The organism is Pseudomonas sp. NFX5 (assembly GCF_049132125.1).
GTDB lineage: Bacteria > Pseudomonadota > Gammaproteobacteria > Pseudomonadales > Pseudomonadaceae > Aquipseudomonas > Aquipseudomonas marginalis.
The window spans coordinates 42,725-67,839 of record NZ_JAFMZG010000042.1 but is presented as its reverse complement, the minus strand read 5'-3'; the positions used below and the strand labels follow the sequence as shown (position 1 = coordinate 67,839).

The 25,115-nt window shown below is 61.7% G+C and carries 19 protein-coding genes; 10 read left to right on the top strand and 9 right to left on the bottom strand.

Annotated features, from left to right (window positions below):
• Nucleotides 1–194: 194 nt before the first annotated feature.
• Both J1N02_RS27895 and J1N02_RS27890 read right to left on the bottom strand, forming a co-directional pair.
• Nucleotides 195–860 (bottom strand): GNAT family N-acetyltransferase, encoded by a 666-nt coding sequence (locus tag J1N02_RS27895; protein ID WP_027606377.1) that lies wholly within the window; start codon nt 858–860, stop codon nt 195–197.
• 55 nt (nt 861–915) lie between these two features.
• Nucleotides 916–1,800 carry a LysR family transcriptional regulator gene (locus J1N02_RS27890; protein WP_368962033.1) on the bottom strand — a complete coding sequence of 295 codons (885 nt, stop codon included), beginning with the start codon at nt 1,798–1,800 and terminating at the stop codon, nt 916–918.
• Nucleotides 1,801–1,913: 113 nt separating this feature from the next.
• Here J1N02_RS27890 and J1N02_RS27885 point away from each other — a divergent pair, with 113 nt between their 5' ends.
• The 3 genes from J1N02_RS27885 to J1N02_RS27875 all read left to right on the top strand — a co-directional run bounded on the left by J1N02_RS27885 (nt 1,914) and on the right by J1N02_RS27875 (nt 6,413).
• Nucleotides 1,914–3,122 carry an MFS transporter gene (locus J1N02_RS27885; protein ID WP_027606379.1) on the top strand — a complete coding sequence of 403 codons (1,209 nt, stop codon included), beginning with the start codon at nt 1,914–1,916 and terminating at the stop codon, nt 3,120–3,122.
• Between the two features lie 81 nt (nt 3,123–3,203).
• Nucleotides 3,204–4,055, top strand: coding sequence for a CAP domain-containing protein (locus tag J1N02_RS27880; protein WP_027606380.1), 852 nt, complete (start codon nt 3,204–3,206; stop codon nt 4,053–4,055).
• A 171-nt stretch (nt 4,056–4,226) separates the two neighbouring features.
• Nucleotides 4,227–6,413 (top strand): hybrid sensor histidine kinase/response regulator, encoded by a 2,187-nt coding sequence (locus J1N02_RS27875; RefSeq protein ID WP_098479666.1) that lies wholly within the window; start codon nt 4,227–4,229, stop codon nt 6,411–6,413.
• An 8-nt stretch (nt 6,414–6,421) separates the two neighbouring features.
• Here J1N02_RS27875 and J1N02_RS27870 read toward each other — a convergent pair whose 3' ends face one another.
• The 4 genes from J1N02_RS27870 to J1N02_RS27855 form a co-directional block, all read right to left on the bottom strand.
• Complete coding sequence (locus tag J1N02_RS27870; protein ID WP_027606382.1) at nt 6,422–7,588, bottom strand: GGDEF domain-containing protein; 1,167 nt, start codon at nt 7,586–7,588, stop codon at nt 6,422–6,424.
• A gap of 51 nt (nt 7,589–7,639) precedes the next feature.
• A complete protein-coding gene (gene glgB / locus J1N02_RS27865) occupies nt 7,640–9,877 on the bottom strand; it encodes a 1,4-alpha-glucan branching protein GlgB (RefSeq protein WP_368962037.1) in 2,238 nt (745 codons plus the stop codon).
• Nucleotides 9,874–13,221 carry a maltose alpha-D-glucosyltransferase gene (gene treS / locus J1N02_RS27860; RefSeq protein ID WP_098479668.1) on the bottom strand — a complete coding sequence of 1,116 codons (3,348 nt, stop codon included), beginning with the start codon at nt 13,219–13,221 and terminating at the stop codon, nt 9,874–9,876. The genes glgB and treS overlap by 4 nt, the downstream gene beginning before the upstream one ends.
• A gap of 96 nt (nt 13,222–13,317) precedes the next feature.
• The gene (locus J1N02_RS27855; RefSeq protein WP_027606385.1) at nt 13,318–15,306 is read right to left on the bottom strand and encodes an alpha-1,4-glucan--maltose-1-phosphate maltosyltransferase; all 1,989 of its coding nucleotides are present in this window, start codon (nt 15,304–15,306) and stop codon (nt 13,318–13,320) included.
• Nucleotides 15,307–15,510: 204 nt separating this feature from the next.
• On the opposite strand from J1N02_RS27855, the gene J1N02_RS27850 reads away from it, so the two are divergent.
• Nucleotides 15,511–15,669, top strand: a complete 159-nt coding sequence (locus J1N02_RS27850) for a hypothetical protein (protein ID WP_166655319.1) — start codon at nt 15,511–15,513, stop codon at nt 15,667–15,669.
• 209 nt (nt 15,670–15,878) lie between these two features.
• Entirely contained in the window at nt 15,879–16,571 is a 693-nt protein-coding gene (locus tag J1N02_RS27845) for a hypothetical protein (RefSeq protein ID WP_133822140.1), read from the top strand.
• Here the strand turns inward: J1N02_RS27845 and J1N02_RS27840 are convergent, their stop codons facing one another.
• On the bottom strand, nt 16,572–17,069 hold the full coding sequence (locus J1N02_RS27840; RefSeq protein WP_027606387.1) for an MgtC/SapB family protein: 498 nt from the start codon (nt 17,067–17,069) through the stop codon (nt 16,572–16,574). It abuts the gene before it with no gap.
• A 118-nt stretch (nt 17,070–17,187) separates the two neighbouring features.
• Here J1N02_RS27840 and J1N02_RS27835 point away from each other — a divergent pair, with 118 nt between their 5' ends.
• The 3 genes from J1N02_RS27835 to mapR all read left to right on the top strand — a co-directional run bounded on the left by J1N02_RS27835 (nt 17,188) and on the right by mapR (nt 20,507).
• Nucleotides 17,188–17,427 carry a DUF3203 family protein gene (locus J1N02_RS27835; RefSeq protein WP_027606388.1) on the top strand — a complete coding sequence of 80 codons (240 nt, stop codon included), beginning with the start codon at nt 17,188–17,190 and terminating at the stop codon, nt 17,425–17,427.
• A 184-nt stretch (nt 17,428–17,611) separates the two neighbouring features.
• Nucleotides 17,612–19,021 (top strand): cytochrome c oxidase accessory protein CcoG, encoded by a 1,410-nt coding sequence (gene ccoG, locus J1N02_RS27830; protein ID WP_092357859.1) that lies wholly within the window; start codon nt 17,612–17,614, stop codon nt 19,019–19,021.
• Nucleotides 19,022–19,097: 76 nt separating this feature from the next.
• Nucleotides 19,098–20,507 carry a GntR family transcriptional regulator MpaR gene (gene mapR / locus J1N02_RS27825; protein ID WP_027606390.1) on the top strand — a complete coding sequence of 470 codons (1,410 nt, stop codon included), beginning with the start codon at nt 19,098–19,100 and terminating at the stop codon, nt 20,505–20,507.
• Between the two features lie 70 nt (nt 20,508–20,577).
• Here mapR and J1N02_RS27820 read toward each other — a convergent pair whose 3' ends face one another.
• Nucleotides 20,578–21,324, bottom strand: a complete 747-nt coding sequence (locus J1N02_RS27820; protein ID WP_027606391.1) for an SDR family oxidoreductase — start codon at nt 21,322–21,324, stop codon at nt 20,578–20,580.
• A 54-nt stretch (nt 21,325–21,378) separates the two neighbouring features.
• The gene (locus J1N02_RS27815) at nt 21,379–23,475 is read right to left on the bottom strand and encodes a putative bifunctional diguanylate cyclase/phosphodiesterase (RefSeq protein WP_421148067.1); all 2,097 of its coding nucleotides are present in this window, start codon (nt 23,473–23,475) and stop codon (nt 21,379–21,381) included.
• A gap of 315 nt (nt 23,476–23,790) precedes the next feature.
• Between J1N02_RS27815 and J1N02_RS27810 the strand changes: the two genes are divergently transcribed.
• Nucleotides 23,791–24,651 (top strand): NAD synthetase, encoded by an 861-nt coding sequence (locus J1N02_RS27810; protein WP_227432282.1) that lies wholly within the window; start codon nt 23,791–23,793, stop codon nt 24,649–24,651.
• Nucleotides 24,644–25,111 (top strand): hypothetical protein, encoded by a 468-nt coding sequence (locus J1N02_RS27805; RefSeq protein WP_414887707.1) that lies wholly within the window; start codon nt 24,644–24,646, stop codon nt 25,109–25,111. The genes J1N02_RS27810 and J1N02_RS27805 overlap by 8 nt, the downstream gene beginning before the upstream one ends.
• Nucleotides 25,112–25,115: the final 4 nt, after the last annotated feature.

Sequence of the window (25,115 nt, the reverse complement as noted above, 5' to 3'; positions counted from 1 at the left end):
GCTGCGAAGCGGCCCCAACAAGAGCGCTGCAGTGTGCCAGGCAGCTCCGGGGCTGTTTCTGGGGCCGCTTCGCAGCCCAGCGCGGGGCAAGCCCGCTCACCACAGAAGCCCGCTCACCACAACAAGCCCGCTCACCACAGAGGCAAGCTCACCACAGAAGCCCGCTCACTACAAAAAAAGCCAACCAGGCCAGGCTAACGCCCTGCCACAAACAGCTGGACCTTGCGGGCCAGTTGATCGAGGTGCCGATCACGCTGTTTCTCGGCGTCCACCATCGCCCGCTTGCCATGTTTTTGCAGCAGGTAGGTATGGATCTGGCGTACCTCCAGCGAACTGTAGATCGCCGCCACATCCAACACGCCCATCAAGCCATCGGTGCCGTAGTCCCGGGTATTCATCAACACCTGGGTGCCCCGCGCACCCCGCACTTCAAACCCCATGGCCTCGAAGGCCGCTACCTTCTCCACGGCACAGGCCAACTCCGCATGGGGATAGCGCGCCAGCACGTCCGCCATCATCCCGCGCGCCACACCCTGGCGCCGGAAACCAGCCTGCACCGCCATGAAGGCGATGCCACAGGCCTCAGGATCATCCTTCACCGGCAGATACAGGCAAAAGCCAATCACCTGCTCCTCGAGCATCGCCACGATCAACTCAACGGCAATCCCCTTCGACCCGCCCACTGCCTCCAGGTACAGGTGCACCTCAAAGCCGATGGCGTATTGGTAAATGTTATAGAGCAGGTTGCTCGGCGGCAGTGCGACGCTGCTGATGTCGGTGAGGTTGTCCACCACCATCTGCAGGATCTGGGCATTGATGGGCTCGGGGCACGGAGTGGTGTAGCGGGTAAGGCTGAACATGCAGATTCCTGGGTTTCGCGTCAAGGCAGCGGCGATTGTACCTGTTGCAGGCCGTTCAGTGCCCGCACACCTCACGCACGCACCCGCGCAACCAGCGGTGGGCCAGGTCGGCATCCAGCCGCGGATGCCAGAGCATCGCCACGGTGAACGGTGCCAGCGTCAACGGCAACGCAAAGCTGTAAAGGCCTTCGCGCTGATGGGCGGTGTAGCGTTCGGGCACGCTGGCAATCAGGTCGGTGTCGCGGGCCAGGGCGATGGCCGTGGCGAACCCGGCGACGATGGTGCCGATCTGCCGCGTCAAGCCCAGGGCTTCAAGCCCATCGTCGATCTGGCCGCGCTCCTGCCCGCGCCGCGAGACATAGACGTGCCGCCCCAGGGCAAACCGCTCGGCACTGATGTCGCCCTGGCTCAGGGGATGGCCGCTGCGCACCACGCCAATCAAACGGTCGCGAAACAGCGCCTGGGTCAGCACTTCGGGGCTGGCGTCGGGGTCGACCACACCGGTCTCCAGGTCGACGCTGCCTTCGCGCAGCAACGTGCTGTCCTTGTCGGTCTTGCTGACGAAACGCAGGCGTACACCAGGCGCCTCCCGCGCGATGCGCGCCAGCAACGCGGGACCGAAGTTTTCGACGAACTCTTCACTGGTGCGCAAGGTGAACGTGCGCTCCACCTGGGCCAGGTCCAGGGCGTGTGCCGGGCGCAGCACTGCGTGGGCGTCCTGCACCAGGCGGCTGACCTGCTCACGCAATGCCTGCGCCCGCGGCGTCGGCACCAGCCCGCGCCCGGCGCGGACCAACAGCGGATCGCCGGTGGTCTCACGCAAGCGCGCCAGCGCCCGGCTCATGGCCGAGGGGCTCAACTGCAAGCGCTTGGCCGCTCGGGCGACACTGCCTTCGGCCAGCAAGACATCCAGGGTGATCAGCAGATTAAAGTCGGGCATGGGCGCTCCTTAGCAGGCGTTTGACGCAGGTATTAACTGCAAACCCTGCGTCTTCCGCCATGTTAGGCGAGGTCGTAGATTTGTGACAGTTGCGTCCACCCAAGGAATCTTCCATGCATACGTCTTCACGGGGCGGCCTTGCCAGCCTGTCGCTGTCCATGTTGCTCGCCGCCCTCGGCACCAGCATCGCCAATGTCGGCCTGCCCAGCCTGGTACAGGCATTCGATGCGTCGTTTCATGCCGTGCAGTGGGTGGTGCTCGCCTACCTGATGGCGATCACGGCGGTGATTGTCATGGCCGGCCGAATGGGCGATCGCCTGGGCCGTCGCCGGCTGTTGCTCGCCGGGCTGCTGCTGTTTGCGCTGGGCAGTGGGCTGTGTGCAGGCGCGCCCTCGCTGGGCTGGCTGATTGCCGCACGCCTCCTGCAGGGCTTGGGCGCGGCGAGCATGATGGCCATGGCGCTGGGGATGGTCGGCGACACGGTGCCCAAGGAACGCACCGGCCGGGTGATGGGCCTGCTGGGCACAATGTCAGCCGTCGGTACCGCCATGGGCCCCGCCGCTGGCGGGTTATTGCTCAGTGTGTGGGGCTGGCGCGCGCTGTTTCTGGTGGGCATGCCCTTGGGGTTACTCACGGCCAGCCTCGCGTGGCGCTACTTGCCGGTTGATCGACGCCAAGCAGGCTCACCTTCCAGCGTCTGGTCACCGTTGAAGGAAGCATCATTGCGCACGAGTCTCGCGATGAGTGCGTTAGTAGCGGCGGTGATCATGGCAACCTTTGTGGTCGGCCCTTTCTACCTGTCCAAGGGGCTGGGGCTGGACCCGCAATGGATGGGCCTGGCCATGGCCGTCGGGCCCTGTGTCGCGGCGCTCAGCGGTGTACCGGCGGGGCGCCTCACCGACCGCCACGGCTGGCGCCTTATGACTTTCGCCGGGTTGGGCATCCTGGTTTGCGGCGCATTACTATTGTCGTTGGCCTCGGGATTGATCGCCTACCTTGGGGGGCTGGTGATTCTGACGACGGGCTATAGCCTGTTCCAGGCCGCCAACAATACTGCGGTGATGTGCGATGTAGACGGTGCGCGCCGAGGTACGGTCGCAGGCTTGCTCAACCTGTCACGCAATATCGGGCTGATCTTCGGTACCTCGGCCCTGGGGGCGGTGTTCGCCTGGGCGACCCCGGATGTCACCCGCGCCACCGCGCAATCCGTGACCAGTGGCCTGCATGCGACTTTCACCGTCGCCGTGGGCTTGATCCTGCTGGCCACCGCGATGACAGCGGGCCGCATCCGCGCCGTGAATGCCCCACAGAATGCCCGTTGAGGCAAAAAAACAAAAAAGGCGTTGCGCCAGACGGGGTTACATCGCGCATCATGGGCACTTTCAAGCTCAAGGGTAACGTCCATGCGCGTTCTGTCATTGATGATGGGTCTTACGACGCTGGCCGCCAGTACGGTGTTCTGCGCCAGCGCGATGGCGAATGAAGAAAGTCAGTTGGTGCAACAGATCAACGAGTACCGCAGCCAGGTGCAGCGCTGCGGCGACCAGGGTTCCCAGGAACTGCCACCGTTGGCCAACGATACACGGCTGGTGCTGCCGGCCAATAACGTCGGCGACCTGCAGCAGGCCCTGGCCCGGGCCGCGTACCCGATGGTCAATGTGCAGGCCATCAGCCTGTCCGGGCCCAAGGACGCCCAGGCAGCCATGAAAGCCGTGCGCGAGAGTTTCTGCCGGGTGGTGCTGGACCCGCAATTCGTCGACATCGGCGTGAGCAACAGCGGCCAGGACTGGCGCATCGTGCTGGCCCGCCCGTTGCTGTCCAGCGGCCTGGGCGATTGGCAAACCGAAGGCCGCAAGCTGCTCGACCTGATCAATGCCGCCCGCACGCAACCGCGCCAATGCGGCACCCAGGCGTTTACCGCGACCACGCCATTGTCGTGGAACGAGGCGTTGGCCGGGGCCGCCAACAGCCACACGCGCAACATGGCCAACGGCAATTTCTTCGACCACCTGGACCACGACGGCCGCACGCCTGGCGACCGCGCGGAACTGGCCGGGTATATCGCGAAAAACATCGGCGAAAACATCGCCGCCGGCCTGGACACCCCGCGCAAGGTGGTCGACGGCTGGCTCGCCAGCCCGGGTCATTGCGCCAACCTGATGAACCCGCAGTTTCGCGAATTGGGCGCAGCCTATGCCATGGACCCGAAGAGTGACGCGGGCATCTACTGGACCGCTTTATTCGGCACGCAATAAGGGTTGGGCAATCGCCCACCCCCCGGCCCTTCGCTCTTTCAAACGAATACAGCATCAAAATGCCATCTAGCGGATAATCGTGCTGAACTGGCAGCGACCAGACAGGTCTGTAGCTTTACGCCACATCCTTGCGGGCGCGTTGAAGATTCCGGAATACAAGGTGTTCTCCCAATGATGAATTGGCTGCAAAGCAGCAGCGACATGGCTGAGCAAGTACGTCAGCATGATTGGGCCAGTACGCCCCTAGGACCGCTGGAACAGTGGCCGGACGTGTTAAAGACCACCGTGGCGCTGTGCTTCGCCTCCAGCTTTCCCCAGGCGATTGTCTGGGGCCCGCAACTGATCACGCTCTACAACGATGCGTTTATCCCGATCCTGGGCAGCAAGCCCTACGCGTTGGGGCGCCCGTTCAACGAAGTGTGGGCCGAGGTGTGGGATGACGTCAGCCACATCGCCAACGCCGCCTTCGAGGGCCACGCCACCTATATCGAAAACTTCCCCCTGGTGATTGAACGCGGCCCGAGGCGGGAGCAGGCGTACTTCACCTTCTGCTACAGCCCGATCCGCGATCCCCAAGGCAAGGTGGTCGGCATGCTCGACACCGTCACCGAGACCACCTCCACGGTGTTCCTGGCACGCCGCCTGGCGGTGCTGGACGCCATCGGCAACGCGGTGGTCAACGCCGTCGATGCCGAAGCCATCATGACCAGCACCACCCGGTTGCTGGCCGAGCACCTGCAGGTGAGCAATTGCGCCTACGCCGACATGGACGCCGATGAAGACGGCTTTACCATTCGAGACAATTGGACCGCGCCCGGCTCGCCCAGCATCATTGGCCGCTACAGCCTGGCAGCGTTCGGCGAGATGGCCGTCAAATGCCTGCGCGCCGGCGACCCCCTGGTGATCCACGACAATCTGCGCGAGTTGCCGCCCGCAGAGTCCGCCACCTTCCAGGCCCTGGGGGTGACGGCGACGATCTGCATGCCGCTGATCAAGAACGGTCGCCTGACCGCCCTGATGGCCGTCCATGACAAAAGCCCACGCCCCTGGTCACCCTACGACCTGGCCCTGTTGCGGGAAGTCACCGAGCGCTCCTGGGCGCATATCGAGCGCGTGCGTGCCGATGCCGATGTGCGCAAGGGCCTGGCGGCCTATGCCGAACTGAACACCACTCTCGAACAGCGCGTCGAAGAACGCACCCTGGCGCTGGCCAAGGCCGAAGCCGCGCTGCGCCAGTCGCAGAAACTCGAAGCCATCGGCCAACTCACCGGCGGCGTGGCCCATGACTTCAACAACCTGCTGACGATCATCCGCTCATCGGTGGACTTCCTGCGTCAGCCAGACCTGTCGGAGCAGCGTCGCCAGCGCTATATGGGCGCAGTGGCGGATACCGTAGAGCGGGCCAGCAAGTTGACCAGCCAATTGCTCGCCTTTGCCCGCCGCCAACCGCTGAACCCGGAAGTCTTCGACGTGGGCCAGCGCGTTCAGAACATCGGCGAGATGCTGGAGAGCGTCACAGGCGCGCGCATTCATGTACGTGTCGAGATGCCTTCGCAGCCGTGTTTTGCGCGGATCGATGCCAGCCAGTTTGAAACCGCACTGATCAACATCGCCCTCAATGCACGGGACGCAATGGAGGGCCAGGGCACCCTGACCCTGAAAGTCCTCGGGGCACAGCCGTTGCCCCATATTCGCGGCGACGCCGGGTCGGGTAAGGCGTATGTCGCCATTTCGCTCGCCGATACCGGCCCCGGCATTCCCGAAGACACCGTCGAACGCATTTTCGAGCCGTTCTTCACCACCAAGGCGGTGGGTAAAGGCACCGGCCTGGGCCTGTCGCAGGTCTTCGGCTTCGCCAAGCAGTCGGGGGGCAATATCGATGTGACCAGCACGCCCGGCCAAGGCAGCGTATTCACCTTGTATCTGCCCCAGGTCGAAGCCGAAGCAGCACTGCCACTCCCCTGCGAGGAAGCGCCGGCTTCGTCCCACGACACATCACAGTGCCGGGTGCTGATTGTGGAGGACAATCTGGAGATCGGGCGGTTTGCCAGCCAGATTCTTCAAGACCTGGGCTACCAGGCCACCTGGGTGACCGATGCCGAACAGGCCCTGACCCTTGCCGGGCACGATGGGAGGGCCTTCGATGTGATCTTCTCCGACGTGGTCATGCCCGGTATCACCGGGGTCGCCATGGCCAAGCTGTTGCGCCAGCGTCGAGCGGACCTGCCGGTGATACTGACCTCGGGCTACAGCGAAGAGCTGGCAGACAATGGCTATGACGGCTTCGAGTTCCTGCCCAAGCCTTACTCTGCCGAGCAGGTTTCGCGGGTATTGATCAAGGCCATGCACAAGGACTGAGCCGCGCCCTACTCCGCCACGGCCACCTGGTTGCGGCCCAATGCCTTGGCCCGGTACAGCGCTTTGTCGGCGCTGTTCATCAGGCCGTGCAGGTCCTCGTCCACGGCATGGGTGAACGCCACCCCAAGGCTGGCTGACAGCCCCTTGACCGGCTCGGCGGCCAAACCGGCGATAGCCTTGATCAGGTCCTCGGCAATAGTGCGCGCGGTGTCCAACGACGTATTGGGCAACAACACGGCAAACTCTTCGCCGCCCAAGCGACCATACACATCGGCCTTGCGGAACGACGCACTGATCACCCCGCCAATCTGGCGCAAGACCTGATCGCCGGCCTGGTGCCCATAGGTGTCGTTGATTTGCTTGAAGTGGTCCATGTCCATCATCAGCACGCACAGCGGCTGCTGGTTATGACGGCATTGCGCATACAGCAATTGCGCATGTTCGAAAAACGCCCGGCGGTTCATCAGGCCGGTCAGCTCATCGGTCTGTGCGGCACGGGTCGAGATGTTATGGGCCCGTTCCATTTGCCGGGTCAGGCGAAAGGCTTTCTCCAGTGCATCGGACAATTTGCGCGTGGCACTGGCCACAAACGTGGAAAACACCAGGACCGCGATGCCGATGCCCACTTGCATCGATGTGGGCTGGAACAACAGCCACAGGGTGCACGGCAGCAACACCAGGCCGATGGACACCAGGGTCATATAGCGATAGGCCGAATAACACGACACCGCACTGACCGACATCCCCACGGTGAACAGCATCACCAGCGCCTGGGACAACCGATCATCGGGGGGCATCAGCGCGAGTGCCCCAGCCCCCCAAATGCCCGCGGACAGTACCAGCGTGACCCAGTAGCGGCGCTCCCAGCGGTCCGGGGTGCGTTCGCTGTTGGGGCAGCGGAACCAGTCCAGGAACATCTTGACCCGCAGCAGCGACGACGCGCCCAACACCACCAGCCACACCAGCATCAACGTGTGATCGAAGCGCTCCCAGCACAGCCAGCAGAGCATGGCGGCTGCCATGTAGCTGCCGAAAATGGCTGCAAATGACTGGCGAAACAACTGGTGCAAACGGTCGGTTCGCACCTGTGCCTCTATAAAGCAATCCTGGTCCCGCCCATGCCCAAGGCCATTCATGAAATTCGCCTGATTCGACTGCCATGACAAAGGCGCCATTGTGGCACCCTGCCACCAGCGTGGACAACTGAATCCAGCAGGGTAGAGCCTTTAACTCCCGTCAGGCCGCAAAATCAGCACCCCCAACGGCGGCAGGTTCAACGACAGTGACACCGGTTGCCCATGGCGTGGCTCATCCTCGGTGAACACGCCACCGCCATTGCCGTAATTGGAACCCGCGTAGGTATCGGCGTCACTGTTGATCACCTCGCTCCAACGCCCACCAAACGGTACGCCCACCTTGTAGGCCTCACGGGGCACCGGGGTGAAATTGGCCACCACCAGCACCGGCTTGCCGTCCTTGCTCCAGCGCAGCCAGGCGTAGACGCTGTTGATCGCGTCGTCGCCGATCAGCCACTGGAAACCCTGAGGCGCATCATCCTGCTCGTGCAGGGCCGGCTCTTCGCGATACAGGCGATTCAAGTCACCCACCAGCTTTTGCACGCCTTTGTGCTCGGCGTACTGCAGCAAGTACCAGTCCAGTTGCTGGTCGTGGTTCCACTCGCGCCACTGGCCGAATTCGCAGCCCATGAACAGCAGCTTCTTGCCCGGATGCATCCACATGAACGCCAGGTAGGCGCGCAGGTTGGCAAACTTCTGCCAACGGTCGCCGGGCATCTTGTCGATCAGCGAGTGCTTGCCGTGCACCACTTCATCGTGGGAAATCGGCAGGATGAAGCGCTCGGACCACGCATACACCAGGCCGAAGCTCAACTCGTTATGGTGATGGGCGCGATAGACCGGATCCTGCTGGATGTAATGCAAAGAATCGTGCATCCAGCCCATGTTCCACTTGTAGTTGAAGCCCAGGCCACCCTGTTGGGTGGGCTGGCTGACGCCGGGCCAGGCGGTGGACTCTTCGGCGATCACCAGGGCGCCGGGCGCTTCCAGTGCCACCACGTCGTTCAAGTGGCGCAGGAAATCGATGGCTTCCAGGTTCTCGCGCCCGCCATGGCGGTTGGGCACCCATTCGCCGGCCTTGCGCGAATAGTCGCGGTACAGCATCGACGCCACCGCATCCACCCGCAGCCCGTCAATGTGGAAGTGTTTGAGCCAATGCAGCGCCGAGGCCAGCATGAAGCCGTGGACCTCAGTGCGGCCCAGGTTGTAGATCAGCGTGTCCCAGTCCTGGTGGAAGCCTTCCAGCGGGTTGGCGTATTCATACAACGCAGTGCCGTCGAATTGCGCCAGGCCATGGGTGTCGGTAGGGAAATGCGCCGGCACCCAGTCGAGGATCACGCCGATATCGGCCTGATGGAGCGCGTTGATAAAATAGGCGAAGTCCTCCGGCGAGCCAAAACGCGCCGTCGGTGCGAACTGTGAAAGCGCCTGGTAACCCCACGAACCGCCGAACGGGTGTTCCATGATCGGCATCAATTCAACGTGGGTGAAGCCCAGTTGCTGCACATACGGCACCAACCGCTCGGCCAGCTCGCGCCAGGTGTATTGGCGCGCCACTTCGCCGGCCTCGTCCAGCTCGCACTGCCAGGAGCCCACGTGCAGCTCGTAGATCGACAGCGGCGCCGTGGCCTTCTGGCGCTCGACCCGCGCTTGCATCCACTCGTGGTCCTGCCAGTCCACCTGCAACGGCGCGGCGACTTTCGAGGCGGTATCGGGTGGCAACTGGGTCGCCAGCGCCATCGGGTCGGCCTTGAGCGGCAGAATCCCGTGGGCACCGAGGATTTCGTACTTGTAGGCGGCGCCAGGTTGCAGGCGTGGAATGAAGATCTCCCACACGCCCGACGGATGCCGCAGGCGCATTGGGTGGCGGCGGCCGTCCCAGATATTGAAGTCTCCCACCACCGAAACCCGCCGCGCATTCGGTGCCCACACGGCAAAACGCACGCCGTCTACGCCATCGACGTTGGTCACCTGGGCCCCCAGGCAACTGCTGAGGTCACGGTGGTTGCCTTCGGCGAACAGGTACAGGTCCATCTCCCCCAGCAACAGTTGCTGGAAGCTGTAAGGGTCTTCGGTGATCTGCTCGCCACCGGCCCACTGGATTTTCAGCAAGTACGCCTGGCGGGTGTTGAACTGCCCGACGAACAGGCCCGGCACCTGGGTCGCATCCAGGCTGCCGATCTGTTCACCGCCATCGCGGCTCAGCACCTGGACACTCAAGGCTTCCGGCAGGAACGCGCGGATAAATTGGCCGCCCTGCTCGTCATCGTGTGGCCCGAGAATGGAAAACGGGTCGTGGTGCTCGGCGCGCACCAGCGCTTCGACGTCCTTGGACGCCGGCATGGCTGTCAACTTCGGTTGCAGCGGTTCTTTACTCATAAAGCTCATGACGTCTCCCCACCGCGTGCAGTGTTCGATTTAGATGTAATCCCGCTCAACAACCCGTGCAAGCCCTGCAGGGGCACCGGCAACCAGGTCGGGCGGTTTTCCGCTTCGTACGCTACCTCATACGCGGCCTTCTCCAGGCTGAACAACGTCAGCGCGGCGTCCTGGCCCTTGGCATCCTGCCAGTCATGCGCCAGTGTAGACGCAGCGGCCTGATAAGCCTGGATAAATGCCTGGCGGGCCTCTTTCAGGTAGCGATCGGTCACGCGCCTGCGCGCCTGGTCCGCTGCGGGCGAGTGATCCACCCCTTGTACGTTCAAGGCCATGGCCGCCGCGTAGTCAAAGGAGCGCAACACGCCGCTCACATCTTTATACGGGCTGTGCTTGCCGCGCCGTTCATGCAGCGGCCGCGCCGGTTCGCCTTCAAAGTCGATCAGGTAGGCATCGCCCTTCACCACCAGCACCTGGCCCAGGTGCAAGTCACCGTGGACGCGAATGCGCAGCCCGCCTAAGGTGGCTTTCGCCAGCGCCTGGACATGCGCGCCGATGGCTTTTTTCTGCGCCAGCAATTCACTGACCAGCGCCTGATCGGCAGGGTTCAATTGGCTTTGATGCAGCTTGAGCAATTGCAATGCACGGTCGATCTGCGCACCAACGTCCTTGGCCCAGGCTTGGGTATCCTTGGCGCTGGTCGGTTCGGGCTTGAAGTCCTTATTGGTCGTTTTGGCCCCCAGCACCCCGTGCATTTCACCCAGGCGCTGGCCGAGCAGCCCGGCGAAGTCCGCCAGCTCGCCCAGTGCGTTGTAATGCTGTTCCTGTTCGGAGATGGCCTCGGCCAGTTCATCGCGAATGGCACGTTCCAGGTTGTTCTGGGTCCAGCTCCATGCGTCACCCTGGTTGCTCAAGTAGCCCTGGGCGATCATCAGCAGGTTGTCCTGGCCGGCGCCATCATGGCGAATCACCGAGCCCATCAGCGGCGAGATATTCGGATAACCCGCCTGCGTCAGGTAGGCGCTCATTTCCAGCTCGGGGTGCACCCCGGCGCTGACTTTGCGGATCAGCTTGAGCACCAGGCTCTCGCCCACCACCACCGAGCTGTTGGACTGCTCGGCAGACAAGTAACGCACCGGCGACTCGTCCGTCAGTTGCAGCGTGTCCAAGTGTGGCGTGGCTTCAAAACGCAGGTCGCCGTCGCTGCCGTTTAACACGGTACCGGCCTGCAGGCCTTGGATCACCGCGCGAATAAAGTGCTCCAGGCTGAAGGCGTCCGTCACCAGGCCCACCTGACGCACCCGCCGTACGCGGGCCAGGGCCAACTGTTGCGGCAAGGCGCTGGTGAACTGATCTTCGCCAAGAAAACCGAACGGCAGCTGATAACGGCTGACCTGGCCACCGGCGGTCACTTCCAGCTCGCTGAGCAAGACCGGGTGCTGCGGGTCGCCAAAGCGCACACCGTAGGCGATGCGCACGCTGTCGATGGCGGTGTCCTTGCCGGCAAACCAACGGCGCTTGGGCAGCCAGGCGGGCAGCGAGGTCTGTTCGAGGGTGGTGCGGCACGGTTCGTCGAGCAGCTCTTCCATGCGTTTTTTCAGCACCAGGGTGGTGAAGTCCGGCATGCTTTGCGCCGGCTCCACGTGCCAGCTGGGCATCTGGTTTTCCGCCGCCAGCACGAACCAATAGAAGCCATACGGCGCCAGGGTCAGCAGGAAATTCAGTTGGCCGATGGGCGGGAACGCATTGCCGCCGAGCATCTCCACCGGAACCATGCCGGCAAAGGCCGACAGGTCCAGCTCAGCCGCCTGGGCGCTGCGCGAGACGTTGGCCACACACAGGATGATTTCGTTGCGCCCGTCTTCGCCGGTGAATTCGCGGGTATACGCCAGGATGCGGCGATTGCTTGGGGAGAGCATTTTCAGGCTGCCGCGCCCAAACGCCTTGGACTGCTTGCGCACCGCCAGCATGCGGCGGGTCCAGTTCAACAGTGAGTGCGGGTCCTGGGCCTGGGTTTCGACGTTGACCGACAGGTAGCCGTATTGCGGATCCATGATCGGTGGCAGCACCAGGCTGGCCGGGTCGGCGCGGGAGAAACCGCCGTTGCGGTCAATGGACCATTGCATCGGCGTGCGCACGCCATCACGGTCGCCGAGATAGATATTGTCGCCCATGCCGATTTCGTCGCCGTAATACAGGGTCGGCGTGCCAGGCATCGACAGCAGCAGGCTGTTGAGCAACTCCACACGGCGGCGATCACGCTCCATCAAGGGCGCGAGGCGCCGGCGAATGCCCAGGTTGATGCGTGCGCGACGGTCAGCGGCGTAGTAGTTCCACAGGTAGTCGCGCTCTTTATCGGTGACCATTTCCAGGGTCAGCTCATCGTGGTTGCGCAGGAAGATCGCCCATTGGCAATTGGCGGGGATCTCCGGGGTCTGGCGCAGGATATCGGTGATCGGGAAGCGATCCTCCTGGGCCAGCGCCATGTACATGCGCGGCATCAGCGGGAAGTGGAACGCCATGTGGCATTCATCGCCGTCATCGCCCTTGCGGTCGCCGAAATACAGCTGCGTGTCTTCCGGCCACTGGTTGGCCTCGGCGAGCAGCATGCGGTCGGGGTAATGGGCGTCGATCTCGGCGCGGATCTGCTTGAGGACGTCGTGGGTTTCCGGCAGGTTTTCGTTGTTGGTGCCATCGCGCTCGATCAGGTAGGGGATGGCGTCCAGGCGCAGGCCGTCGATGCCCATGTCCAGCCAGTAGCGCATCACCGACAGCACGGCTTTCATCACCTGCGGGTTGTCGAAATTGAGGTCCGGCTGGTGGGAATAGAAGCGGTGCCAGAAGTACTGGCCGGCGACCGGGTCCCAGGTCCAGTTGGACTTTTCGGTGTCGAGGAAAATGATGCGGGTGCCGTCGTATTTCTGATCGTCATCGGACCACACGTAGAAGTCCCGCGCCGCCGAGCCCGGCTTGGCCTTGCGTGCCCTCTGGAACCACGGGTGCTGATCGGAGGTGTGGTTGATCACCAGCTCAGTGATGACCCGCAACCCGCGCTTGTGGGCTTCGGCGATAAAGCGCCGGGCATCGGCCATGGTTCCGTAGTCGCTGTGCACGCCCCGGTATTCGGCAATGTCATAGCCGTCATCGCGGCGTGGCGAGGGGTAGAACGGCAGCAGCCAGATGGTGTTGACACCCAGGTCGGCGATGTAGTCGAGCTTGGCGATCAGGCCGGGAAAGTCACCGATGCCGTCGTTGTTGGAGTCGAAATAGGATTTGACGTGAACCTGGTAGATCACCGCGTCCTTGTACCAGAGCGGGTCTTTGATGAAGGTGGCAGCCTTGGGTTTCTTCGCCATTGGAAACTCCTGAAATACTCGAAAAATCGTGCAGACTGAACCTGGTCAATGTGGTAGGGGGCTTGCCCCCCTCCCACATGTTGCTCCTCACCAGGCTCAAGAGGTGCTGATGCGCCAGATCCCGAACGGCATCTGCGGCTCCAGCCGCGTCCACTGGGTCTTGCCATACCAGGTCCAGCGATGGCCGTTCATCAGGTCTTCACCCTGGGTGTGCGCATCGTCCGGCAGGCCCAATTCCCACAACGGCAACTCGAAGTGGGCCTCCTGGGCATTGAACGGATCGAGGTTGACCGCTACGAGAATGAAGTTGCTGCCATCCTCGCTGCGCTTGCCGAAGTACAGGATATTGTCGTTCCAGGCGTTGTAGAGCTTCAGCCCCAGGTGGGTCTGCAAGGCCGGGTTTTGGCGGCGGATGCGGTTGAGCTGGGCGATCTCGGCGATGATATTGCCGGGTGCGGTGAAGTCCCGAGGACGAATCTCGTATTTCTCCGAGTCCAGGTATTCCTCTTTGCCCGGCACCGGAGCCGCTTCACACAGCTCAAACCCCGAATACATGCCCCACAGGCCCGACCCCATGGTGGCCAGCGCGGCGCGGATCAAGAAACCTGGGCGCCCGGATTCATGCAGGAAGCCTGGGTTGATATCCGGCGTGTTGACGAAGAAGTTCGGCCGGTAGCATTCGCGCCACGGCGACTCGTTCAATTGCGCCAGGTATTCGGCCAGTTCGGCCTTGGTATTGCGCCAAGTGAAGTAGGTATAGCTCTGGGAGTAACCGACCTTGCCCAGACGCGCCATCATCGCCGGGGTGGTGAAGGCTTCGGCGAGGAAGATCACCTCGGGATACTTTGCCCGTACATCGGCGATCAGCCACTGCCAAAAGGGCAGCGGCTTGGTGTGGGGATTGTCGACGCGAAAGGTCTTCACGCCCTCTTCCACCCAGCCCACCACGATGTCACGCAGCTCGGTCCACAGGCCCGGGATCGCATCCGCGGCATAGAAGTCGACGTTGACGATGTCCTGGTACTTCTTCGGCGGGTTCTCGGCATATTTGATCGTGCCGTCCGGGCGCCAGTTGAACCAGCCCGGGTGCTCTTTGAGCCACGGGTGGTCCTGGGAGCACTGGATGGCGAAATCCAGGGCGATCTCCAGGCCATGCTCGGCGGCGGCCTTGACCAGGCGCCGGAAGTCATCACGGCTGCCCAACTGCGGGTGGATGGCCTCGTGGCCGCCCTCCTCGCTGCCGATGGCATAGGGGCTGCCCGGATCGTCGGGGCCTGCGGTCAGGGAATTGTTCTTGCCTTTGCGGTGGCTGCGCCCGATCGGGTGGATCGGCGGGAAGTACAGCACGTCGAACCCCATGTCATGGATCATCGACAAGCGCGAGTGCACGTCGTTGAAGGTACCGTGGCGGGCCGGATCGTCGGTGATCGAACGGGGAAACAGCTCGTACCAACTGGCGAACTGCGCCGCCTCGCGCTCCACATCAATCGGGTAGACGGTGCTGATGCTCAAGTAGGCGCGGTGGTCGGCCTGGGTCATCAGGTGTGCACTGTCTTCGTGCAAAAACAGCGCGACCTGCTCGGTTTCCAGCAAACCGGAGAGTTCGTGGTGCAACAGCATCAGGCGGTCGCGTAGTTCGTTGTCGCTGCGCTCCGCGGCCTGCAGCACCAGGCTGCGGCCTTCCTGCAACTCCAGGCTGACCGGCACGCCGGCTTCATGTTTTTTGCGCAGTTCATAGCAGAAGCTGGCAAAGGTATCGATCCAGGCCTCGATGCAGTATTCGTGAGGGCCCTGGACGGTGACGGTAAACGCCCCTTCCCAGCCATTGTTGCCCACGTCGTTCATGACCACGCTGTGCCAGCTTTCGTCATGCAGCGGGCGCCAACGGATCAATACGGCCAGCTTGTCGTGGCCATCGGCGAATACCTTGCTGGTGACGTTGACCCGCTGGCCCACCACGGCCTTCACGGCAAATTCGCCGCCGTCGATCACGGGTGAAGTGCTTTCAATCGCGATCCTGGGCAGCAACAGCGCCTGGGACAGCGGCAATATGGAGTCTTCTGGAGCCAGTGTTTCAGCAGTCATCGAGCATCTTCCCCTTACGCCCTGTGGACGCTCTTTGCTTGATCCGAATTCCGATACGGCAGCGCTCTCCCTGAGCAGGGCCGCTATAGGTCCGAGCCTGGGCCAAGGTTAAAAGTTCAGCTGGATGTTCCGCCATTGGGCGGGGAATCAATTGGCCCCGGTGGATGTCCACCGCTAGAGCAAAGCACAAAGGAGGCCACACCGATGAATATCCCGATCCCGGCTGAAACCCCGGACCCGAATATCGACAACCCGACCCTGCCGCCTACAGAACCGCAACCCATTCCCGAGAAGGAACCGCCGGAAAATGAACCGCCCCCCGTGGAAGAACCGCCGACGACCATGCCACCGGTAATTGTCTGAAAGACTCGATGAGGCTTGAGGTTCGCTCGACAAAAAAAGCTGTCCCCCCGCGAGCGGACCACAAACAAAACAGAAGCTTCCTGCACAATCTGGAAACTACGGCTGAAAGAACGTTACTCCATTGGTTTTTATACTCACCTCGCGTAAACGCTTCGTCCGATATCCAGGGACGTAGCGTTACGACAATTCATCTGATCGCGAGGATACTTATGTCAATCATCTCCCCCCAGCACACTTCGCCTCTTTCTCAACTTCCTCAACCAGACCGCGCCCCACAAGCGTCGTCTTACCCGGCAAGTGCATCCACCCCCCTGGCACCCTCACTGGACGCAACACAGGCGCACAGCAGCCTGAACGACGTTAACGCCTTACTGACCCCCACCAACCTCAATCGGATCATGCGCAACCCCCACTCTAAGGAATCCCGTGAAATTATTGATCTGACCCGTTCGACATTGAGCCCAGCCAATCTCCGCTCAATGTTGCAGGGCGCTAACGCTCAAGCTAACGCACAAGTCCTTGAAACCATCGGGCATAAACTCGGAAAAGACCAACTTGCCCCAAGCCTGAGCTCGGCCAAGAACGCGGTAACAAAGCACCAGATAAATCTATTGGAACTGCAGGCCCTGAATAATTTGACAAGATTAATTGACGCCGATGGAAGCGATGGTGTGCTGAACACCCTCCTCGCAAACGACATCGCCCTGGACAACCTCCAGCAAAAGTTTTCCAACATTGACTCAACAGCCAAGTCCTTCTCTGATCTCGGCGGCTTGTTGACGAAGAATAACCTCGACGCCCTACGTTCGCCCTCAGGCATTGGTCACGCCTCCCGGGGACCTGACACCGCCAATCCCAACGCGGGTAATTCGTCCACTCAAGTAGCGAAGATTTCCTTTTAATCAGGGCTCCTTTTCCAATGATTTGACAATCCTGGGCATCACGCTGAACACCGCCAATGCCAACAGCGTACTCAACACCGCCGTCGACTCGCGGCCCATTCCCGCCGCCACCCCAATGGCGGCGGTCATCCATAACCCGGCAGCGGTGGTCAGGCCTTTGACGTGCTGGCCCTCTTCGTCTTCCTTGCCCTTGAGGATCGTCCCTGCGCCGAGGAAACCAATCCCCGCGATCACCCCCTGGACCACACGACTCATGGCATCCGCCTGATTGCCAGACATCTGCGGTACCAGCACAAACAATGCGGCGCCCATTGCCACCAGCATATGGGTGCGCACACCGGCAGCCTTGCCCTTGTGCTCGCGCTCAAACCCGAGGATGCCGCCCAACAGCGCTGCGATCAGCAGGCGAACAGTGATTTGAGTGAGCTGTTTCGCGTCGCCAAGGTCGGCGAATTCGGCCTGCAGGGTTTGCCACACTTCGTGCCACCAGGCGTCCATGGATGCTGTCCTTTATTTATGGATAAAGGATGGACAGCGGCGACCGCCAGTCAGTTGCCTTGAACCCACACACCTTGCTGCCCCCTAACCTTCATACCCCATGAAAAAGGAGACCGGCATGCCCCTGCGTATCGAAAACCAACTGTGCTACTTCATGCTCGATGACAATGGCCAGGAACAGAGCGTGCCGGCGACCCGCGTCCATATCGTTACCGACACCGACAAATCCATGTCGTACGTGGAACTGGCGGCCGAGCGGATCTATATCACCGAGGCCGAGGCCGACGCCCTGACGGTGGCAGGTGCCCATGATGGGCGCCAACATGTAAAGGCTGAAGAACCTGGTTCGCTGATTTAATTGATCTGTATCAGCACGCGTCAGATTTGCCTGCACCTCACGCGCCATGGGGTGCAGCACATTGACGCAGGCCCCTGGCCAGAGCCCATCTGATCCGCTTTTTATCGCCATACCTGAGTCTGTTACGCAAACAGACCGGCGCGCATAGTTCATCGGCCTGATGGAGGCTGATGAGCGAACGACCATGAGCGAACGAATCCCAACCGTGGAAACCTTTGAGCCGATGCACCCAAAGAAGGTGAAGGCCAAATCCAGCGATAACCTGATCCATACCCGCAGTTTCACCGGCCTGTTCCGCACCTTGCGCGTGGTTGGCGCGGGCTTTCTGTTCCTGGCGTTTTTCGGCACGGTGTGGCTGAACTGGGGTGGGCGGCAAGCCGTGCTGTGGGACTTGGCCGAAAGCAAATTCCATATTTTCGGCGCCACCTTCTGGCCCCAGGATTTCATCCTGTTATCGGCGTTGCTGATCATCTGTGCCTTCGGCCTGTTTGCGATTACGGTGTTCGCCGGCCGCGTGTGGTGTGGCTACACCTGTCCGCAAAGCTCGTTTACCTGGCTGTTCATGTGGTGCGAAAAGGTCACCGAGGGCGAGCGCAACCAGCGTATCAAGCTGCAAGCGGCGCCCTGGAGCCTGAACAAACTCGCGCGACGCTCGGCCAAACACACGTTGTGGCTGGGCATCAGCGTGCTCACCGGGCTGACCTTTGTCGGCTACTTCACGCCGATCCGCCCCCTGGCCGCCGAACTGCTGACCTGGCAAATGGGCGGCGTGAGTCTGTTCTGGGTGCTGTTTTTTACCGCCGCCACCTACATCAACGCCGGCTGGCTGCGTGAAGCGGTGTGCATGCACATGTGTCCGTATGCGCGGTTCCAGAGCGTGATGTTCGATAAAGACACCCTGACCATTTCCTACGATAGCGCCCGTGGCGAGCATCGCGGCCCGCGTAAACGCGAGGTCACGCCGGCCGCTGTCGGCCTGGGCGACTGTATTGACTGCCAGCTGTGCGTGCAGGTCTGCCCCACCGGCATCGACATCCGCGACGGCCTGCAAATGGAATGCATCGGCTGTGCGGCGTGCATCGACGCCTGCGATTCGATCATGGACAAGATGGGCTATGCGCGGGGCTTGGTGAGCTACACCTCCGAGCATCAACTGCAAGGCGGCAAGACCCACCTGCTCAGGCCGCGCCTGATCGGCTACAGTGCGGTGCTGCTGGTGATGATTGCGGCGTTGGTGGTGGCACTGCTGGAGCGGCCGATGGTATCGCTGGACGTGACCAAGGACCGTGGCATGTTCCGCGAGAACGCCCAGGGCCAGATCGAAAACATCTACAGCCTCAAGGTCATCAACAAGACACAGCAGCGCCAGGAATATCGGGTGGAGCTGCTGGATGCGCAGGGTTTCCAACTGCAAGGCAAGACCGAGATCAGCCTGGCACCGGGGGAAATCGTCGATGTGCCGGTGTCGGTGGCGTTGCTGGCCGACAAGCCGGCGAGCAGCTCGCAGACAGTGCGCTTCAAGGTTTCGGATGTGGACGAGCCGTGGATCTACAGCGCCGCCGACAGTCGCTTTGTGGCACCACTGAACCGCTGAGACCTCGCTGTCGAAAATGATGCAGATCAAATGTGAGAGGGGCTGCACTCATATTACCTATTTGTTTAAGGCCAACATGAAACGCTACGAAAAATTCGCCGACGACATCGCAGAACTGATCCGCTCCGGCGTGCTCGGCCCCGGCCAGCGTGTGCCGTCGGTGCGCTATGCCAGCCAGACCTATGGCGTCAGCCCGTCCACGGTGTTCCAGGCCTACTACCTGTTGGAGCGTCGCGGGCTGATCCGGGCACGGCCGCGCTCCGGCTATTTCGTCAACACCCATGCACCCAGCCCGTTCTCCGAACCGGTGGTGAGCGAGCAGGTGCATGAGTCCACCGAAGTCGATGTCAGCGAACTGGTGTTCTCGGTACTCGATTCGATCAAAGACCCCAACACCGTGCCCTTCGGCTCGGCCTTCCCCAGCCCCATGCTGTTCCCGCTGCCGCGCCTGGCCCGCTCCCTGGCCAGCGCCAGCCGCGAGATGGACCCGCGCCTGGTGGTCACCGACATGTCGCCGGGCAACCCGCAACTGCGTCGGCAGATTGCCCTGCGCTATATGGTCGGCGGCCTGATGCTGCCCATGGAGGAGCTGCTGATCACCAACGGCGCCCTGGAAGCGTTGAACCTGTGCCTGCAGGCGGTCACCGAACCGGGCGACCTGGTGGCGATCGAGGCCCCGGCGTTCTACGCCTGCCTGCAAGTGCTGGAACGCCTGAAGCTCAAGGCGGTGGAAATCCCCGTGCACCCGCGCGACGGCATCGACCTGGGTGCCCTGGCGCAAACCCTGGAGCGCTACCCGATCAAGGCCTGCTGGACCATGACCAGCTTCCAGAACCCCATGGGCGCGACATTGCCGGAAGCAAAGAAGCAGGCGCTGGTCGAGTTATTGCGCAGCCATCAGGTGCCGTTGATCGAGGACGACGTGTACGCCGAGTTGTACTACGGGCAGCAGGCACCCAAGCCGGCCAAGGCCTTCGACACCGAAGGCCTGGTGATGCACTGCGGCTCCTTCGCCAAGAGCCTGGCGCCGGGCTATCGCGTCGGCTGGGTGGCGGCCGGGCGCTACGCCCAGAAGGTCGAGCGCTTGAAGCTGATGACCTCACTGTGCCCCTCGATGCCGGCGCAAGCGGCGATTGCCGACTACCTGCAACACGGCGGCTATGACCGGCATTTACGCAAACTGCGTTATGCCCTGGAAGAACAGCAAAGCGCCATGCTGGCGGCGATCGCCCGCTACTTCCCGGCGCAGACACGGGTGAGCCAGCCGGCCGGCGGGTATTTCCTGTGGTTGGAATTGCCGGAGCAGACCGATTCGTTGAAGTTGTTCCAGATGGCCCTGGCGCAAGGCATCAGCATTGCGCCGGGGCCGATCTTTTCGGCGACCCAGCGCTTTCGCAACTGTATTCGCCTGAACTACGGCAGCCCGTGGACCGAGGCCTCGGAGAAGGCGATGGAGACGTTGGGGCGGATTGTGCGGTCGTTTTGAGTGATGGCGTTGCGCTTTCTGACGCCATCGGGGGCAAGCCCCCGATGGCGCCGGTGCAGGCACTGCATCACTAGCGACCGCCACCCAAATCCAGAAAAGTCCCCGTGGCATACGAAGCCTTGTCCGACAGCAGCCAGATAATCGCTTCCGCCACTTCATCCGGCCGCCCGCCACGGGCCATGGGAATACCGGATTCGAGCTTGCTGACCCGGTCCGGGTCGCCGCTCAGGGCATGGAAGTCGGTGAAGATGTAGCCGGGGCGCACCGCATTGACGCGGATGCCCTCGCCCGCCACTTCTTTGGACAGGCCCAGGGTGAAGGTGTCGAGTGCGCCCTTGGATGCGGCGTAGTCGACGTATTCACCCGGCGAACCCAGGCGTGCGGCCACCGACGACACATTGACGATACTGCCGCCCTGCCCGCCATGCTTGGGCGACATCCGCAGCACCGCGTGTTTGGCGCACAGGATCGGGCCGAGCACATTGGTCTTGAGAATGTTCAGGATGCGGAACTCGGACATCTCATCCACCCGCGACTTGTGGCCCACGGTGCCGGCATTGTTCACCAACGCGGTGACCCGGCCCAGTTCGGCGTCCACACGATGAAACAGCGCAATCACTTCATCTTCGATACTGACATCCGCGCGCACCGCAATCGCCTGGGCACCGAGGCCGCGAACCTGCTCGAGCACGCTGTGGGCGGCTTTTTCATCGGAGTGATAGTTGATGCAGAGGCGATAGCCCTCGCGGGCAGCCAGCAATGCCGTCTCGGCGCCGATACCACGGCTTCCCCCGGTGATGATGAGGACTTTGTCCATGCGTGCGGTCTCCTGATCCAACCTGGTGTTTAGGGTTGGATCCGATACTAACCGTCACGCACGGCTTTTGTCAGGCGCCGCTGCGTCTTCACCGCGCTGGATATGGTCCATGAAACCGTCCGCCGGCAACGGGTGGCCGAGCAGGTAGCCTTGCAGGGAGTTACACCCCAACCGTGTGAGAAAACTCTGCTGCACATCGGTTTCCACACCTTCAGCGACGATTCGCAGCCCCAGCGCCTGGCCCAAGGCAACAATGGCAGACACGATGGCGGCGTCGTCGCTGTCATGCTCCAGGTCACGCACAAAACCACGGTCGATCTTCAACTCGTTGGCCGGCAGGCGCTTGAGATACATCAGGCTGGAGTAGCCCGTGCCGAAATCGTCGATGGACAGGTCCACGCCCATGTCCGACAGCTGCTGCAACACCGTCATGCTCGCATCGGCATCGCTCATCGCGGTGGTTTCGGTGATTTCCAGGGTCAGGCTGTTGGCCGGCAACCGGTGCCGCGCCAGGGCGCCGGCCACGCTGTTGACCAGCCCGGCGTGGCAAAACTGCAACGCCGACAAGTTCACCGCAATGCGCCAGTGCTCATAACCCTGGGCGTACCACAGGCTCATTTGGCGACAGGCTTCATTGAGCACCCATTCGCCGATGGGGATGATCAGGCCGGTTTTTTCCGCCAGTTCGATAAAGGTCGCCGGCAACAACAAGCCTTGTTGCGGATGCTCCCAGCGCACCAGCGCTTCGGCGCCCACCGGGATCCCACTGATCGCATCAAACTTGGGCTGGTAATACAGCCGGAACTGCTCGTGCTCAAGGGCATTGCGCAGGTCTTGCAGCAGCTGCAATTGCTTGCGCGCATTGGTGTTCATCGACACATCAAAGAAGCTGTAGCCGTTCTTGCCCATGCCCTTGGCATGGTACATGGCGGCGTCGGCGTTCATCAGCAGTTCCTGGGGGGTGTTGCCATTGCCCGGGAACATGGCGATGCCGACGCTGGCGGAAATCTTCAGCTCATGCTCGGCCACCTGGAACGCGCGGTTGATCAGCACCACCTGGCGTTCGGCAAGGCCGAGGGCATCGTCGGGCTGGGTCAACTGCACCAGCAATACAAACTCATCGCCGCCGATGCGCGCCAGGGTGTCGTGACTGCGCAGGTCTTCACGCAGGCGCAGGCCGACTTCGCGCAACAACTGGTCGCCCATGTGATGGCCAAAAGCATCGTTGACCGGCTTGAAGCCATCCAGGTCGATGAACATCAGGGCAAAGCAACCGCCCTGCTCCTTTACCGCCTCGATGGCCTGTTGAATACGATCGGCCAGCAAGGTGCGATTGGGCAGGCCGGTGAGCATATCGTGCAGGGCCAGGTGGGTCAGTTCCTGGTTGGCTTGGGTCAGTGAGTCGGCGAGCACCGCAGTGCGGGCTTCCAGGCGCGCGTCGAGCAACGACGTCAGCAACGCGATGGACAGTACCGCCAGGGTCGTCACCAACACCAGGTTATCCAGGCCCTTGCCACTCAAACCGTCCAGCACGGCGGCGCAGTAGCTTTCATCGGCAAAGCGTGCGGCCGCCATGCCGGTGTAATGCATGCCGACGATTGCAAAGCCCATCACCACCGCCGCACCACCACGGGCCAGGCGTACGTAAGGCGTGTTGCGGCGCAGGTTGAACGCAATCAACAGCGCGGCGCCGGACGCCACCACCGCGATCAGCAACGATAGGCCAAATAGCGTGGGGTCATAGTCGATGCCCGGCGTCATGCGCATCGCGGCCATGCCGGTGTAGTGCATGGTGGCAATACCGCTGCCCATGACCAGCGCGCCAAACGCCAGTTGCCAGGCAGGCAAACGCGCTTGGCTGACCAGCCATAATGCAAAGCCGCAGGACAATACCGCGATCAACAACGACAGCGCGGTGATACCGATATCAAAGCCCAAGGCAAACGGCAGGCGCAGCGCCAGCATGCCGATAAAGTGCATGGACCAGACGCCTACCCCCATCGCCATGGCCCCGCCGGCTATCCATAAATACACAGCGCGCCCCTTGGCGGTCGCGATGCGGCCGGTAAGGTCCAGGGCGGTGTAGGAAGCGAGGATCGCGACAAACAGCGAGATCGCGACCAGCGAAGGGGAATAGCTACCGATAAGCATGGGACTTCTCGTGGGCAACGGACCCGAAACGCCCGTGCCAAGTGGCAAAGCGGGCGATTGTAGCGAGAATAATTCTTGGACAGTTGATTAATTATCAGAGGGCCATTAGTGGCAATTTGACGTCAATTCACCGACTCAAAAGCATCAGATAACTGGCAGGCATGATCCTACAAAACATAGCGAACGGCCTGACATAAAAACCGGGAACTATTCCCCAGGCTCTTTCACCTCTATCGACTCACCGGTGAAAGGATGCCAAGCGATTTCCTGCGTAGCGGTGTGCCGGATGCACACTCCACCACCCGTCAACGACTCATGAGTCTGTTGGACCTGCCCGAACTCTATCGAACCATCGACGCCGACCCCGGCATCGTTGGTGCTGGAGTGGTGCATATCGGCAGCGACTATCAGGTAACAGTGTTACGCGAGTTTGTGCCGCTGTGCAGTATCAAGCCCAAACGGGTGATTTTGCGCGAGGCGGCCGGGCCTATTAAGACTGCCGACGAATATGCAGAACTGGCGGCAAGTTCCCCGCGTGAATCACAGCTATGGAAGGAGGCATCGGGGATGGCGATTTCCTGCGGCGGAGCTGTGATTAGCTACATCGTGGCGAAAACGGGTATTGCGGCAGCGCCATTTACCCTAGGTGCGAGCCTAGTATTGACCTACATCGCTTTTGTCGGGACAGCGGTCAGTGGGGCACAGTGTTTGAACAGTTTATGGAGGACCCGAAACGAGTTAATCAATCCCGCCCAAAATGATCACTACGACACGTTAAGGTGGTATCAGGCAACGACGCTTGCCTTAGACGGCATCTCACTTGTGGGAGCAGGCTCCAGCAGCTTCGCAGCGGTCAAATCAGTGTTGGCCATACGGCGTTCGACGGGGCGCCACATGACGGACATCCTGCGGGCCATGAGCCGTCAGGAACGGGCAGCGTTAACGGACGAAATCCTGCGGCTTAAAAATCCCCGCCACCCATTCGAAATCGTCCGGCTGAAACAACTGGCCGGGGAGTTACCCAAACGGTATAGCAATCCACAATTACGCCAGGACATCCTCACTCAAATCAAAGATCAAATCGGAGCGACCCTATCGGTTACTGGCAGCGCGCTGTCAGGGAATATCAGCCACATGATTATTGCCCTGTATGAGGAGTTCGACAGCCATGACTGATGACACCGACCCTCTGCGCGAGTACCGGATATGGCGCCGTTACGCCTATCGATTCTTGCCGTCGTTCGGCGGTGCTCTATTGCTTAGTCTCAACAATATCGCCGCCAACATGTCACTTAGCCTGGCGTACTACGCAGAAAGCCATCACTTGCCCAATGAATATGCTTTTGCGACCGGCATGACGCTTTGCCTAGTTTTTAACACTGGGCAAATAATGCTATGCCAAGGGTTTCGTTATGCGGCCCGAGTACTCATGCTCGTGGCAATCGTGAATATTCTATTGGCGACCGGTTATCTCGCCAGTCACCCACCTACGCTGCTCAACCTATCCACGCTCATCTCGGCCTTGATCTATGTCCTGGTCCTCAACTCAAAAAACCACCGCCGCTACACCGGCATGTTGCGGGTCAAGCGTCGGCGCAAGCTCAGGGCCCTCAGCCAGGTCAAGACCCCCACTTGACGCG

Excerpts from the sequence above, each read along its gene's own strand:
- J1N02_RS27810 (WP_227432282.1), top strand. The coding sequence starts at position 23,791 with ATGAGTCTGTTGGACCTGCCCGAACTCTATCGAACCATCGACGCCGAC.
- J1N02_RS27835 (WP_027606388.1), top strand. The coding sequence starts at position 17,188 with ATGCCCCTGCGTATCGAAAACCAACTGTGCTACTTCATGCTCGATGAC.
- mapR (WP_027606390.1), top strand. The coding sequence starts at position 19,098 with ATGAAACGCTACGAAAAATTCGCCGACGACATCGCAGAACTGATCCGC.
- J1N02_RS27815 (WP_421148067.1), bottom strand. The coding sequence starts at position 23,475 with ATGCTTATCGGTAGCTATTCCCCTTCGCTGGTCGCGATCTCGCTGTTT.
- J1N02_RS27875 (WP_098479666.1), top strand. The coding sequence starts at position 4,227 with ATGATGAATTGGCTGCAAAGCAGCAGCGACATGGCTGAGCAAGTACGT.
- J1N02_RS27895 (WP_027606377.1), bottom strand. The coding sequence starts at position 860 with ATGTTCAGCCTTACCCGCTACACCACTCCGTGCCCCGAGCCCATCAAT.
- J1N02_RS27890 (WP_368962033.1), bottom strand. The coding sequence starts at position 1,800 with ATGCCCGACTTTAATCTGCTGATCACCCTGGATGTCTTGCTGGCCGAA.
- glgB (WP_368962037.1), bottom strand. The coding sequence starts at position 9,877 with ATGAGCTTTATGAGTAAAGAACCGCTGCAACCGAAGTTGACAGCCATG.
- J1N02_RS27845 (WP_133822140.1), top strand. The coding sequence starts at position 15,879 with ATGTCAATCATCTCCCCCCAGCACACTTCGCCTCTTTCTCAACTTCCT.
- ccoG (WP_092357859.1), top strand. The coding sequence starts at position 17,612 with ATGAGCGAACGAATCCCAACCGTGGAAACCTTTGAGCCGATGCACCCA.
- J1N02_RS27870 (WP_027606382.1), bottom strand. The coding sequence starts at position 7,588 with ATGGCGCCTTTGTCATGGCAGTCGAATCAGGCGAATTTCATGAATGGC.
- J1N02_RS27880 (WP_027606380.1), top strand. The coding sequence starts at position 3,204 with ATGCGCGTTCTGTCATTGATGATGGGTCTTACGACGCTGGCCGCCAGT.
- treS (WP_098479668.1), bottom strand. The coding sequence starts at position 13,221 with ATGGCGAAGAAACCCAAGGCTGCCACCTTCATCAAAGACCCGCTCTGG.
- J1N02_RS27885 (WP_027606379.1), top strand. The coding sequence starts at position 1,914 with ATGCATACGTCTTCACGGGGCGGCCTTGCCAGCCTGTCGCTGTCCATG.
- J1N02_RS27840 (WP_027606387.1), bottom strand. The coding sequence starts at position 17,069 with ATGGACGCCTGGTGGCACGAAGTGTGGCAAACCCTGCAGGCCGAATTC.
- J1N02_RS27805 (WP_414887707.1), top strand. The coding sequence starts at position 24,644 with ATGACTGATGACACCGACCCTCTGCGCGAGTACCGGATATGGCGCCGT.
- J1N02_RS27855 (WP_027606385.1), bottom strand. The coding sequence starts at position 15,306 with ATGACTGCTGAAACACTGGCTCCAGAAGACTCCATATTGCCGCTGTCC.
- J1N02_RS27820 (WP_027606391.1), bottom strand. The coding sequence starts at position 21,324 with ATGGACAAAGTCCTCATCATCACCGGGGGAAGCCGTGGTATCGGCGCC.
- J1N02_RS27850 (WP_166655319.1), top strand. The coding sequence starts at position 15,511 with ATGAATATCCCGATCCCGGCTGAAACCCCGGACCCGAATATCGACAAC.